This is a genomic window from Erythrobacter sp. (genome assembly GCF_011765465.1).
Lineage (GTDB): Bacteria > Pseudomonadota > Alphaproteobacteria > Sphingomonadales > Sphingomonadaceae > Erythrobacter.
Genome location: NZ_CP050265.1, coordinates 3,080,682 through 3,093,591 on the forward strand (window position 1 = coordinate 3,080,682; position 12,910 = coordinate 3,093,591).

Genomic DNA, 12,910 nt, shown 5'->3' on the forward strand with positions numbered 1-12,910 from the left:
GGGAGAATGCCAAATGAGCCAGTTGTCGGGGCCGCTCGCCGGCCTTAAAGTTATCGAATTCAGCGGGATCGGACCGGGGCCGCACGTCGCCATGCTGCTCGCCGACCTCGGTGCCGAGGTGGTGAAGATCGAGCGGCCGGGCAGCGCGGTCTCGAACCCCGTGGTCGAACGCGCCCGCCACCGCGTCGCGGTCGATCTCAAGAGCGACGAGGGCAAGGCTTTCTGCCGCGACGCCGCCGCGCGGGCTGACGTGCTGATCGAGGGCTTCCGCCCCGGCGTGATGGAGCGGCTGAGGCTCGGACCCGAAGAGCTGCTCGCCGCCAATGAGCGCCTCGTCTATGCGCGGATGACCGGCTGGGGGCAGGACGGCCCGCTCGCCCATGCCGCCGGGCACGACATCAATTACATCGCACTGACCGGCGCGCTTTCCGCAGTGGGCAAGCCGGGCGAGCCGCCGATCCCGCCGCAGAACCTCGTCGGCGATTTCGGCGGCGGCTCGATGTATTGCGCTTTCGGCATCGTCGCCGCGCTCTACGAACGCGAGAAGTCGGGCAAGGGGCAGGTGGTCGATGCCGCGATCGTAGATGGGGCGACCAGCCTGATGAGCTTCTTCTTCGGCGTGCGCGGGCGGCCTTTCGTGACGACCGAGCGCGGCAAGGGGATGCTCGGCGGGGCCGCACATTTCTACCGCTGCTTCACCTGCGCCGACGGCAAGGAGATCTCGCTGGGCTCGATCGAACCGCAGTTCTACGCCGAGATGCTCGCCAGGGCGGGCGCTCCGGCGGAGCTTGCCGAAGGCCAGATGGACGTCTCCAGATGGGAGGAGAACGCCGAGAAGCTCGCCGCGCTCTTCAGGACGAAGACCCGCGACGAGTGGTGCGAACTGCTCGAAGGGTCGGACGCCTGTTTCGCCCCCGTGCTCGACATCGATGAGGCGCGCGAGCACCCGCACATGAAGGCGCGCGGCACTTTCGTCGAACATGACGGCGAATGGCACACCGCCCCCGCGCCGCGCTTCAGTCGGACGCCGGGCGCGGTCCGCTCGAGCGCCGAGGACGGCGCGGACGTGGTCGCGCGCTGGAAGGCCGGCAACTGATGGCGGGCAAGTATTTCGACGAGTGGCAGGTGGGGATGCGCATCGAGCACCCGATCCGCCGCACGGTGACCGAGACCGACAACCTCCTGTTCTCGACCATGACTCACAACCCGCAGCCGCTCCACCTCGACGCCGAGGCGGCGAAGGCGAGCGGGTTCGGGCAGATCCTCGTCAATTCGACTTTCACCTTCAGCCTGCTGGTCGGCCTGTCGGTGGGCGAGACGACATTGGGCACGCTGGTCGCCAATCTCGGCTTCACCGATGTCGTGACGCCCAAGCCGGTCTTCATCGGCGACACGCTCCATGCCGTGACCGAGGTCAAGGAGCTGCGCGAGAGCAAGTCGCGGCCCGATGCGGGGATCGTCACCTTCGTCCACGAAATGCTCAACCAGCGCGGAGAGACCGTTTGCCGCTGCGAGCGCACCGCGTTGCTACAGCGCACCCCTTCGGAGAACTGAGCGCGCTCCTATTCCGTGGTGGGGCCACCTTGGCGTTCCGATGGCGGATCGCCGCCCAGCGCCTGCCACAGCAGCACCCGCGCACGCCGCGCCCGCCCGATCGCCGCTGCCGCGCGCTCGCCGCTCGCATCGGCGGCGCGGCGCGCTTCGAGCACGGTGAGGAAATCGGCCAGCCCCGCGCGGTAGCGCGCATCGGCCAGCTGCGCCGCGCGTTCCAGCCTGTCGCGTTCCTCGACCGCCTGCGCGGCTTCGGCCGTGCTCGCCGCGATCAGGCCATAGCCCGTCTCCGCTTCGCCCAGCGCCCGGAAGACCGCGCCGCGGTAGGCCGCGAAGGCGGCGCGCTTGCCCGCAGCGGCGGTGTCGATCTCGGCCTCGATCCGCCCGAAATCGAGCAGCGGCCCGGCCACGCCCGCGGTGAGGTTGCCGACGATCGAATTGCTGTCGAACAGGTCTTCCGGATCGAAGGCGAGCAGGCCGATCACTCCCGACAGCGTGAAGCGCGGGAAGCGCGCGCGCGAGGCGGCGGCGAGGTCGGCATCGCTTGCGGCGAGTGCGGCCGCCGCGGCGAGCACGTCGGGCCGGTTGGCGAGCAGTTCGGACGGCAGCGCCGCCGGGGCCTGCGGCAGGTCGGCGCTGGGTTCGGGCAGGGCGAGCGCGGCGCGGACGCGCGCCGCGTCCACGCCGGTCAGGCTCACCAATTGCCCGACGATCCGCACCTTTTCGCTTTCGAGCGCGGCGAGGCGCGAGCGCGAGGCGCTCGCCTGCGCCTCGGCCCGGACCCGGTCGAAACCGGGAGCCAGCCCCGCTTCCTCGCGCGTTGCGGCGAGCGCGGCGAGGCGCTGCGCCGCCGCCTCGTCGGCCTCGATCGCGGCGCGACGGGCATCGAGCGTGCGCCAGTCGATGACGTTCGCTGCGATCTCGGCGAGGAGCGCGTTGCGCACTGCCGCGGCCTCCGCGCTCGCCGCATCGACCCGCGCGATCGCGGCGCGCTCGGAAGCGCGCAGCTGGCCGAAGATGTCGGGGTCCCAGCTCGCCGAGACATTCGCGCCGTATTGCGTGAGATTGCGCGGAATGAGCCCGCTGGCACCCGCCTCGCCGAACTGGGCGGGGTTGATCCGCTGTTCGCGGATGCTCGCATCGGCGGTGACGTTGGGCAGGCGCTCGGCCCCGGCGCGAGCGGCCCGCCCGCGCGCGGCATCGAGGCGTGCGAGTGCCTCCGCAAGGGTCGGCGCGTTCTCCAGCGCTGTCCCTGCAAGCGCGGCGAACGCCGGGTCTTCGCGCGGGAGCAGGCTCTCAAGCGAGGCGCTTTCGGCGCTTTCGGGCGCGTAGAAGAAGGAGCCAGGCAGCGCGGGCGGCGGGGTCGCGACCTCGGGCGCGGGTTTGAGGCCGCAGGCCGCGAGCGCCAGCGGGAGCGCGAGTGCGAGGATCGCGCGGGGCGAGCGGCACGGTATCATTCCTGCTCGCCCGCGCCGTGTTCGCCCGTCGCCGGGATGAAGGCGTCGACCTGCTGGCCGACCCGGAAGGCATCGCTCTCGCGCGCCTCTGCCGGAAGTGCATAAATCAGTTGGAGCACGCGCACGTCGACCCGCTCGGCGGCGCTGTTGGTGAGCTGGCGCTTGGGGACGACCTGCGGCTCGGCGCGCACGAATTCGGCGCGCACGCGGATTTCCGCCGCCCCGCGCGGGGAGATCATCGCGGGCGCGCCGATCTCGACCCGCGCCGCCTCGTTCTCGTCGATGTCGACGCGGACATGGAGCGGGTCGGTCTGGCCCATCTGGATGAAGGGCACGCTGCTGCCCCCGCCCTGCGTCGCGACGAATTCGCCGGGACGCACGTTGACCGCGAGGATCTCGCCCGCGATCGGCGCGCGCACGGTCAGGCGGTCGAGGTCGGTGCGCACGCTCGCAGCGCGCGCCTCGGCCGCCGCCAGGCGCGCGCGGGCGAGGTTGAGGCGGCTGGTCGCGGCGGCTTCCTCGCCCTCGGCGCGGATCACCTCGGCGCGGCTGACCGCTGCGGGGTCTTCTATCGCCTCGTAAAGCGCGAGCTGTTCGCGCGCGGTCGCCCGCGCGGCGCGCGCCTCGGCGATGGCGGCGCGCGCTTCGCGGATCGCCGCCTCGGCCTCGGCGAGCTGGGCGCGGGCGGCGCGTGGGTCGACCGCGAACAGCACGTCGCCCGCCGCGACCCGGTCGCCCGGCACGACATTCACTCGCGTCACCAGGCCCGACAACGCCGAGCCGATGTCGATGATCTCGCTCGCCGGCTCGACCAGCCCCGTGCCCGCGACGCGCGGCCCCTCGGCCAGTTCGTCCGCCGGCTTGGGCGGCTGTTCGGCGGGCTCGGCCGTGCGGCGGTCGGGCAGGGTCGTGGCGATGTAGGCGACGCCAAGCAGCATCCCGACCAGCGCGAGCAAGGGCAGGACCTGCCGGGAAAAGCTGAGGTTAGCGGGAAGAAGGGCCATGCGATCCTCTGGCGTGAAAGAAAGGGGCGGGGGTGTTCATTCGTCCTCCGGCATCTCGGTCCCGTCATGGGTCACGCGCCCGTCCTCGAGCACGAGGATGCGGTCCGCGAGGTCGAAGATGCGGTTGTCGTGGGTGACGATGATGCAGGCGCGGTCCGGAGCGACGGCGACTTCGCGCAAGAGATCCATCACCCGCCGGCCCGAACGCGCGTCGAGCGCGGCGGTCGGCTCGTCGCACACCACGAGGCGCGGTTCGTGGACCAGCGCGCGGGCGATCGCGACGCGCTGCTGCTGGCCGCCCGAAAGCTGGCTCGGCAGCTTGCCGGCCTGGTCGGCGATGCCCAGTTTCTCGAGCAGGACCATGGCCCGCTCGCGCGCTTCGGCGAGGCCCATGCCGCCCGCGATCAGCGGCACGGCGGCATTCGCGGCGACGTCGATCGAGGGGATGAGGTTGTACTGCTGGAAGATGAAGCCGATGTTCTTCAGCCGGAAATTGACGAGGTCGGTGTCGGACAGGGCATAGATGTCGGTCCCGAACACGCGCACCTCGCCCTCGGTCGGCCACAGGATGCCGCACATGATCGAAATCAGCGTCGTCTTGCCCGACCCGCTTTCGCCCACGACGTAGGTGAGCTCGCCCGAGCGGATGTCGGTGTCGATCCCGTGAAGGACGCGGATGGTGGTCTGCCCGGCCTCGAAATCGCGCACGATCCCGCGCGCGCTGATCGCCGCTTCGCGCGTTTCGGCTGAGGTGGCGGCGGATGCGCTCACCGGAACACCGCCGCCGGTTCGGTCCTGAGCACGCTGCGCAGGCCGACCCAGCCGGTCAGCGCGAGGATCAGCACCACCGCGACAAGGCTGATGAGCGGGATCTGCCAGGGGATGTAGAAGCCCTTGAAGGTCGGATTGCCCGAAAAGCCCCAGATGAAAAGCACCGTGCCGACCACGCCCAGCGCATAGCCGATCGATCCCACCATCGCCGCCTGCGCCGCGACCATCGTCACGATCTTGCCATTGGTCACGCCGATCGCTTTCAGCGCGCCGAACTGCTTGATGTTGTCGCGGATGAAGAGGCTGAAGGTCAGTCCGACGATCGCCACCCCGACGATGAAGCCGAGCGCCACGGTGATCCCGAAATTGAGCGGGATGCCGGTGTTCTCGATGATGAAGTCGATGCCGTTCTGCGCGAATTGCGGCCGGGTGAGCGCTTTCAGCCCGGTCTGCTGCTCGATCCGCGCGGCGACCGCTTCCGCCGTTTCTCCCTCGCTCGCCCCGGCCAGCACGAAGGACAGGCGATTGCGCGTGCCCGGCACGTAATTCAGCGCCCGGCTGTAGGTGGTGTAGAGCGTCACCTGGCTGGTGAAGGAGGGGATCGCATCGGTCACGCCGCGGATCACCGCCCGCTGGTCGTTCAATTCGAGCCGTGCCCCGATCGCATCCTCGCCCGGCGCGAAGAGGTTGAACACGCCGAAATCGTCGATCAGCACCGTGTCCGGCCGGTAGAGGATGCGCTTGTCGCCGACGACCAGCCTTTCGGGCAGGCCGATCAGGGTCGCATCGTCCACCCCGATGATCTCCACCCCTTCGAGGTCGCCCGTGCTCGTGCGGACCGAGGCGGGTGCGCGCAGATGCGGCACGGCCCATTCGACGCCTTCGACCGAGCGCACCTCGTCGAGCGCGGTCGAAGGCATGGCGTAGTTCACCTCGGTCGTCCTGCTGACTGGGTCCATCACCCAGATCTCCGCCTCGGGCGCATTGTAGACCCCGCTCGCCCCGCGCTCGATCAGGTTGACGAAGATCGTCAGCTGCTGGGTGATGAGCAGGGTCGAAAAGGCGATCCCGAACAGCAGGCCATAGAATTTCTGGGCATCGCCGGTCAGCATTCGGATGGCGATCCAGAGCATGGGAGGAACCTTCTGTCCGGTGGTGACTTGTATGGCCGGGCGATTCGGGCCATTATTGAACGGTGTCGTTTAACTGAACGGAGCCGTTCATCTTGTCAACCGCCCCTCGGCCCTCATCAAGGAGAGCCGGTCGCCCGGCCGACCGGGCGAAGCGCGCAGCGATTCTCGAGGCGGCCACCCGCAGTTTCTTCGATCACGGTTTCGCCGCGACTTCGATCGAACAGGTCGCCGCCGATGCGGGCGTCTCCAAGGTCACGGTCTACAACCATTTCGGCGACAAGCGCTCGCTCTTCGCCGCTTCGGTCGACCGCGAATGCGACAAGATGCGCGGCCATTTCTCGATTTCGCAGGCGGGGGAGGGGACGATCCGCGAACGGCTGAGAACGATCGGCGAGGCGATGGTCGCCTTCCTCGCGCGGCCCGAGATGATCCGCTTCGAACACCGCATCGCCGCCGAGACCGAAAGCGATCCCGACCTTGGCCGGGCCTTCCTCGAGGCCGGACCGTGGCGGATGAAGACGGAGTTCGCCGCGTTTCTCGAACACGCCGCCGAGGCTGGCGAACTCCTCATCGCGGACCCGGCGATCGCTGCCGAACAGTTCGTCTCGATGTGCAAGGGCATGGGCGATCTCGACCGCCGTTTCGGCGCGCGCCCGGACCCACAGGAAAGTCTCCAGCGGATCGAGCGCGCGGTCGATGTCTTTCTCGCTGCCTATTCGCCCGAGGAAAGCGCCTCGCTCTGATCGGAAAAACGCAAGCTGGACCGCGTAGATACGCACGGTGCCCCGTGGCACGCATTATCTTGCCATTCATTCGCGCGGACCTACATTGGCGGGGCAGAAAGGAATCCAGACGATGGCCGACCAGAACGATCCCAACCAGCAGCCCCCCGGCGGGCCGAACCCCTGGGTCAAGCAATTGATGATCTGGGGCGGGATCTTCCTCGCCCTGCTTCTGGTCGTGTCGCTGTTCGGCAATGCCGGGCAGCCTTCGGGCACGCAGATCCGCTATTCCGAATTCCGTGAGGCGGTGGTCGAAGGCGAGGTCAAGGAAGTCCAGCTCGGCGACGACATGATCACCGGCACGCTGCGCAACAACGAGACATTCCAGACCGTCCCCGTTCCCAATGACAGCGAGATCACCCGCCTGCTCGAAGAGAACGGCGTCGAATTCTCGGGCAAGCCGCGCGAGGGGCAGAACGTGCTGCTGCTACTGCTGATCCAGTCGCTGCCTTTCATCCTCATTCTCGGCATCGCCTTCTTCGCTCTTCGCCAGATGCAGAAGGGCGGCGGCGGTGGCGCGATGGGATTCGGCAAGTCCAAGGCCAAGATGCTGACAGAACGTTCGGGCCGCGTCACGTTCGACGATGTCGCCGGCATCGACGAGGCGCGCGAGGAACTGCAGGAGATCGTCGAATTCCTGAAGGATCCTCAGCGTTTCTCCAAGCTCGGCGGCCAGATCCCCAAGGGCGCGCTGCTGGTCGGCTCGCCCGGCACGGGCAAGACGCTGCTCGCGCGCGCGATCGCGGGCGAGGCGGGTGTGCCCTTCTTCACCATTTCGGGTTCGGACTTCGTCGAGATGTTCGTCGGCGTCGGCGCGAGCCGCGTGCGCGATATGTTCGAACAGGCCAAGAAGAACGCGCCGTGCATCGTCTTCATCGACGAAATCGACGCGGTCGGCCGTTCGCGCGGCCACGGGCTCGGCAATTCGAACGACGAGCGCGAGCAGACGCTCAACCAGCTGCTCGTCGAAATGGACGGCTTCGAGGCCAACGAAGGCATCATCATCATCGCCGCCACCAACCGTCCCGACGTGCTCGACCCGGCGCTGCTGCGTCCGGGCCGCTTCGACCGCCAGGTCGTGGTCCCGATCCCCGACATCGACGGGCGCGAGAAGATCCTCGGCGTCCACATGAAGAAGGTGCCGCTCGCTCCCGACGTGAACCCGCGCACGATCGCGCGCGGCACGCCGGGCTTCTCGGGCGCGGACCTTGCGAACCTCGTCAACGAGGCGGCCCTGCTCGCTGCGCGCCGCAACAAGCGGCTGGTCGCGATGCAGGAATTCGAGGACGCCAAGGACAAGGTCATGATGGGCGCGGAACGCCGCTCCATGGTGATGACCGACGACGAGAAGAAGATGACCGCCTATCACGAGGCGGGGCACGCGATCGTTTCGGTCCACGAACCGGCTTCCGACCCGATCCACAAGGCGACAATCATCCCGCGCGGTCGCGCGCTGGGCATGGTGATGCGCCTGCCGGAGCGCGACAGCTATTCCTACCATCGCGACAAGATGCACGCGAACCTGTCGGTCGCGATGGGCGGGCGTGTGGCGGAGGAGATCATCTTCGGCCACGACAAGGTCTCCTCGGGTGCCTCGTCCGACATCCAGTACGCGACCGATCTTGCGCGCAACATGGTCACCAAGTGGGGGATGAGCGACAAGCTCGGCCCGCTCCAGTATGAGAGCAGCCAGGAGGGCTATCTCGGCATGGGCCAGACCCAGCGCACCATGGCGGGCGCGGAGACGAACAAGCTGATCGATGCCGAGATCAAGTCTCTTGTCGAAGGTGCGCACAAGCGGGCGACCGACATCCTCAAGACGCACGAGGACCAGCTCCACCTGCTCGCCCAGGCGATGCTCGAATACGAAACGCTGACCGGCGACGAAATCAAGACCCTGCTCGACACCGGCAAGATCGACCGTCCGAATGAGCCGCGCGGCCCGGCCTTCACACGCCCGCCGCACGGCTCGGCCATTCCAAAGGCGGGCAAGCGTTTCGGCGGCAAGGGTGCCGAGGACACCGGCGGCCCGGAACCGCAGGGCGCCTGAGCCTGCCTCAAGCCGATACACGAAAGGGCGTTCGGACAGGGTCCGGACGCCCTTTTGCCATCGGCCCGATCAGAATCCGCCGAGCAGCAGCAGCGCCTGCAGGAACAGCAGTAAAACGATCAGCATGAAGACCTGCAGCGCAAAGAACCGCCACAGGGTCGAGAAGCGCGAGAGGCCGTAGCTATAGCGTAAATGCTTGTAGAGATGGAGCGGCGCGGCGATCGCAAACAGGCCGAAGGTCCAGCCGAGTGATAATCCCGCCGCGTTGAGCAGCGACAGGGTGATGAACAGCAAGGACATGAAGGCGAGCGAATAGGTCACGAAGATCGCGTGGTCATACGCCTTGAAGCGGCGCCGCCATGCGAACATGAGCCAGACGAAGGGTATTGAGAGTGGGATCAGCAGCCAGCTGAACTTGTAGCCGTTCGCCTGCAACTTGTAGAGCATCAGCCCCGGGTTCTCGCGCCACTTCTTGACGAGGCCCTGGTCGAATTCCTCGATCCCCGTGACGTTCATCCTGAGATTGCGTAGGTCGATTTCGCCTTGCGCGTCCCCGGTCCCCGCAGCCGCCTCCGTTTCGGCTGCGCTTTCGGAAGGCTTGTCACCGAGGAAGGATTCGATCACTTCCACTTCGCGTTGGCGGTGCGCTCTGAGGGGGTCGTTTTCGTCGAGCGAGGCGATTTCTGCGCGCATCTTCTCGACCTGCGCTTCGCTGTCCGTTCGGATACGCTCGGCAGTCCCGCCGAAATCGAGGTTGGTCGGGGTGGAAAGCCCCACCATCTGAAACACCGCGAACATGGCGAAGACGCTGAACAGGAACATCGACATGGGGCTGACGAAGCTGGCCCGTTCGCCTTCGATGTAGCGGCGGGTCAGCCTGCCCGGCTTGAAGGCGAGTAGCGGCAGGGTGCGCGACAGCTTGCCGTCGATATGAAGGACGCCGTGGACAAGGTCATGCCCGATCGCGGTGAGAGTGCGGTGAAGATGCGCCTTCTGGCCGCAATTCGGGCAGTAATTGCCGGTGAAGACGGTTCCGCAATTGGCGCAGGTGACGGTCTGGGCGGGATCGCCGGATATCCGCCCCCGCGCAGGCTCCACCGCCCCTCCGACCAGCGCGCCTTCGACGACGCCCCCAAGTCCTTCCGTCACCTCGTTCATCGCCTGGCCCCGTTTCGAGATGGAACGTCGCGCGGACCTGCGAGGCCCGCTTTCGGGCGACTATAGAGCGCGCGTCGGCGATGCCAAACCCGCGCGACCGGCGGACCATTATTTCTCGGCGAGCTTGCGCTCGATCGCCGCCCACAGGTGCGCGAAGGCGCGCGCGGCGGGCGAGCGGGGGGCGAAGGCCCCGACGGGCTTGCGCTCGACCGCGCATTGCTCGATCGCGCTGGCGAGCGGGACGACGGGCCAGTTCGGATTGGCCTCGCGCGCCTGCTTGTGCAGCGAACGGCGCAGGTCGAGCATGGAAAGCACCGGCAGGATCGGCGGGTGTCCCTTGCCCGAGCCGCGCACTTCCTCGACCACGAGATCGAACGCGCGCGCGGAAAGCGGCGAGGGCGGAAGGGGCACGATCACCAGGTCGGCGGCGCGCATGACCTGCGAACTCACCTCGTTGAGCACTGGCGGGCAATCGAACACGATCCGGTCGTATTCCTTCGACAGCGTCTGGGTGAGCTTGGCGAGGCGCTTCTTCTTGCCGAGCGTGTCGAACTGTCGCCCGAGCGTGCGGATGCTTTCATCGGCGGGGAGCAGGTCGAGGTTCTTGATCCCGGTCTTCTGGATGAGCTTGGCCGGATTGCGCTCGGCGGCGAAGACCGTGTCGGCGGTGCGTTTCTTCTTGGGGTCGACACCAAGCAGGAAACCCGACCCGTTCGAGGCGTCGAGATCCCACAAAAGCGTGCGCCGCCGCGAGATCTGCGCCGCGCACCAGGCGAGGTTGACCGCGAAGGTCGTCTTTCCGACGCCGCCCTTGACGGAATAGATCGCGATCGTCGCCATGCGGCCGCCTTGCTCCCTGTCGCCTCGCTTCTATTGTTACGTTTCGATTACAGGCAATTTCGTCGCACCTTCGCTGCGCAAAGGCAAGCCGCTCCCGGTGCAGTCAGAATGTTGTCACCCTGCGCAAGATCATGCGCCAAAGAAAAAGGCCGCCACAAGGGCGGCCTTTCACCTGTCTCTATCCGCTACGAAAGCGGTTCAGCCGTCGTAATCGGCTCCGATCGAGGTCGAGCGGGTCGGCGCCGACGCTGTGATCCGCAGCGCCTCGGCCGACTGGCTGAGCGAGCCGATTTCGTCGGCATCGTCCTCGTCGTCGGGCAGGATCTTCTGCAGGCCGACGATGAGCGATTCCTCAAGATCCTTGGGTCGGATGGTCTGTTCGGCGATTTCGCGCAGGGCGACGACCGGGTTCTTGTCGCGGTCGCGGTCGATCGTCAGCTCGCTGCCGCCGGAGATTTCGCGCGCACGCTGGGCGGCGAGCAGGACGAGGTCGAAGCGGTTCGGAACCTTGTCGACGCAATCTTCAACGGTAACGCGTGCCATGGGCGTGTCTCTTTATTGTCCGGGACTTCAGGAAAGCTTGCGAGCTAGGCGCAGCGCCGCTTCCTGTCAAGGATACGCGCCCCGGCCCGGCCGGCGCTATTCGTAGCCGTAATCCGAATAGTCGCGGGTGTTGGGCGAGGTGAACTTGGTGATCTCGCTCTGGAAATGGAGCGGGACGTTGCCGGTCGAGCCGTGGCGCTGCTTGGCGACGATCAGGGTCGCCTTGCCGACCAGCTCCTCGTGCTTTTCCTCCCATGCCCGATACTTCTCGCGCACTTCTTCGGAGGAGGAGCCGTCGGGCGTGTCCGGTTTCACCAGCAAGTGGTAATAATCCGAGCGGTAGATGAACCAGACCATGTCGGCGTCCTGTTCGATCGAGCCCGATTCCCTGAGGTCGGAGAGCATAGGGCGCTTGTCGTCGCGCTGCTCGACCGCGCGGGAAAGCTGCGAGAGCGCGATCACCGGGACCGACAATTCCTTGGCCAGCGTCTTGAGCCCGCGGCTGATCTCGGAAATCTCGTTCACGCGGTTGTCGTTCGCGCGGCCCGATCCCTGCAGCAGCTGGAGATAGTCGACCACGATGAGGCCGATGTCGTGCTTGCGTTTCATTCGCCGCGCGCGGTTGCGCAGGGCGGCGATGGTCAGCGCGGGCGTGTCGTCGATATAGAGCGGCAGCTCGGCAAGCCGCTGGCTGGCGAAGGAAAGCTGCTGGAACTCCTCGCGCGTCAGCTTGCCGCTGCGCAGCGATTCGGAGGAAATCTCGGCCTGTTCGGCGAGAATGCGGGTGGCGAGCTGGTCCGCGCTCATTTCGAGGCTGAAGAAGGCGACCGGCGCGCCGTAGTTGAACTCGCCCCCTTCGGACAGCCAGCGCAGGTGTTCCTCGGCGCAGTTGAAGGCGATGTTGGTGGCAAGCGAGGTCTTGCCCATGCCCGGCCGGCCGGCAAGGATGACGAGGTCGGAATTGTGAAGCCCCGAGGTCTTCGAATCGATCGTGTCGATGCCGGTCGTCTTACCCGACAGCCCGCCGCCCGAATTGAGTGCGGCCTCCGCCATCTTGAGCGCGGTCATCGAGGCTTCGCGGAAACTCGACACCGTGCTGCCCGTCTCGGCCCCTTCGGCGACCTTGAACAGGTCGGCTTCGGCCTGGGCGATGCGCTCCATCGGGCCGATCTCCTCGGAGGTGTCGAGCGCGCCTTCGACGAGCCAGCGCCCGACCGTCACCAGTTCGCGCAATAGGGCGAGGTCATAGATCTGCTGGGCCAGTTCGCGCGTGGCGAGCAGGCCCGCCCCGTTCGCGGTGAGCTGCGCGAGATAGGTCGTCCCGCCCAGTTCCTTCAAAGCCTCGTCGGCCTCGAAATAGGGCCGCAGCGTCACCGGCGAGGCGGTCGCGTTGCGATCGATCACCTTGAGAATGCGCTCGTAGATGCGCTGGTGGAGCGGCTCGAAGAAATGCTCGGGCCGAATCGGCACCTGCAGTTCCTCGATCACCTTGTTGTCGATCAGCACCGCGCCGAGAAAGGCCGCCTCCGCTTCGAGATTGGACGGCAGGCGGCGCGGTTCGGCGGAATCGTCCGAGGTGACGAGGGCGAGCTTTTCGGGTTCGGGCATGGGCTATCAATGC

General features: G+C 67.1%; 12 protein-coding genes. 4 read left to right on the plus strand and 8 right to left on the minus strand.

Translation table 11 applies throughout. The annotated features are described in order from the left end of the window. Nucleotides 1-13: 13 nt before the first annotated feature. Both G9473_RS14900 and G9473_RS14905 read left to right on the plus strand, forming a co-directional pair. Entirely contained in the window at nt 14-1,096 is a 1,083-nt protein-coding gene (locus tag G9473_RS14900) for a CaiB/BaiF CoA-transferase family protein (RefSeq protein WP_291134423.1), read from the plus strand. Further along, entirely contained in the window at nt 1,096-1,554 is a 459-nt protein-coding gene (locus tag G9473_RS14905) for a MaoC family dehydratase (protein ID WP_291134425.1), read from the plus strand. Before G9473_RS14900 ends, G9473_RS14905 begins: the two co-directional genes overlap by 1 nt. A gap of 8 nt (nt 1,555-1,562) precedes the next feature. On the opposite strand, the gene G9473_RS14910 is transcribed toward G9473_RS14905, so the two are convergent. Genes G9473_RS14910 through G9473_RS14925 form a run of 4 tightly spaced genes read right to left on the minus strand, consistent with a single transcriptional unit; the run spans nt 1,563 to nt 5,916 of the window. Then, the gene (locus G9473_RS14910) at nt 1,563-3,008 is read right to left on the minus strand and encodes an efflux transporter outer membrane subunit (protein ID WP_291134427.1); all 1,446 of its coding nucleotides are present in this window, start codon (nt 3,006-3,008) and stop codon (nt 1,563-1,565) included. Beyond that, complete coding sequence (locus G9473_RS14915; RefSeq protein ID WP_291134428.1) at nt 3,005-4,012, minus strand: efflux RND transporter periplasmic adaptor subunit; 1,008 nt, start codon at nt 4,010-4,012, stop codon at nt 3,005-3,007. Before G9473_RS14915 ends, G9473_RS14910 begins: the two co-directional genes overlap by 4 nt. Before the next feature lie 36 nt (nt 4,013-4,048). Continuing rightward, complete coding sequence (locus G9473_RS14920) at nt 4,049-4,783, minus strand: ABC transporter ATP-binding protein (protein ID WP_291134431.1); 735 nt, start codon at nt 4,781-4,783, stop codon at nt 4,049-4,051. Continuing rightward, nucleotides 4,780-5,916, minus strand: a complete 1,137-nt coding sequence (locus G9473_RS14925; protein ID WP_291134432.1) for an FtsX-like permease family protein — start codon at nt 5,914-5,916, stop codon at nt 4,780-4,782. Before G9473_RS14925 ends, G9473_RS14920 begins: the two co-directional genes overlap by 4 nt. Nucleotides 5,917-6,008: 92 nt before the next feature. On the opposite strand from G9473_RS14925, the gene G9473_RS14930 reads away from it, so the two are divergent. Together G9473_RS14930 and ftsH are read left to right on the plus strand one after the other, a co-directional pair. Continuing rightward, complete coding sequence (locus tag G9473_RS14930) at nt 6,009-6,659, plus strand: TetR/AcrR family transcriptional regulator (RefSeq protein ID WP_291134434.1); 651 nt, start codon at nt 6,009-6,011, stop codon at nt 6,657-6,659. A 112-nt stretch (nt 6,660-6,771) separates the two neighbouring features. Further along, nucleotides 6,772-8,748, plus strand: coding sequence for an ATP-dependent zinc metalloprotease FtsH (gene ftsH, locus G9473_RS14935; RefSeq protein ID WP_291134437.1), 1,977 nt, complete (start codon nt 6,772-6,774; stop codon nt 8,746-8,748). A 69-nt stretch (nt 8,749-8,817) separates the two neighbouring features. Here the strand turns inward: ftsH and G9473_RS14940 are convergent, their stop codons facing one another. The 4 genes from G9473_RS14940 to G9473_RS14955 form a co-directional block, all read right to left on the minus strand. Further along, nucleotides 8,818-9,906, minus strand: coding sequence for a DUF3667 domain-containing protein (locus G9473_RS14940; protein ID WP_291134440.1), 1,089 nt, complete (start codon nt 9,904-9,906; stop codon nt 8,818-8,820). Between the two features lie 108 nt (nt 9,907-10,014). After that, nucleotides 10,015-10,746, minus strand: coding sequence for a ParA family protein (locus G9473_RS14945; RefSeq protein WP_291134441.1), 732 nt, complete (start codon nt 10,744-10,746; stop codon nt 10,015-10,017). Nucleotides 10,747-10,944: 198 nt separating this feature from the next. Next, the gene (gene rpoZ / locus G9473_RS14950; RefSeq protein WP_291134443.1) at nt 10,945-11,289 is read right to left on the minus strand and encodes a DNA-directed RNA polymerase subunit omega; all 345 of its coding nucleotides are present in this window, start codon (nt 11,287-11,289) and stop codon (nt 10,945-10,947) included. A 96-nt stretch (nt 11,290-11,385) separates the two neighbouring features. Next, the gene (locus G9473_RS14955) at nt 11,386-12,897 is read right to left on the minus strand and encodes a replicative DNA helicase (RefSeq protein ID WP_291134445.1); all 1,512 of its coding nucleotides are present in this window, start codon (nt 12,895-12,897) and stop codon (nt 11,386-11,388) included. Nucleotides 12,898-12,910 lie beyond the last annotated feature (13 nt).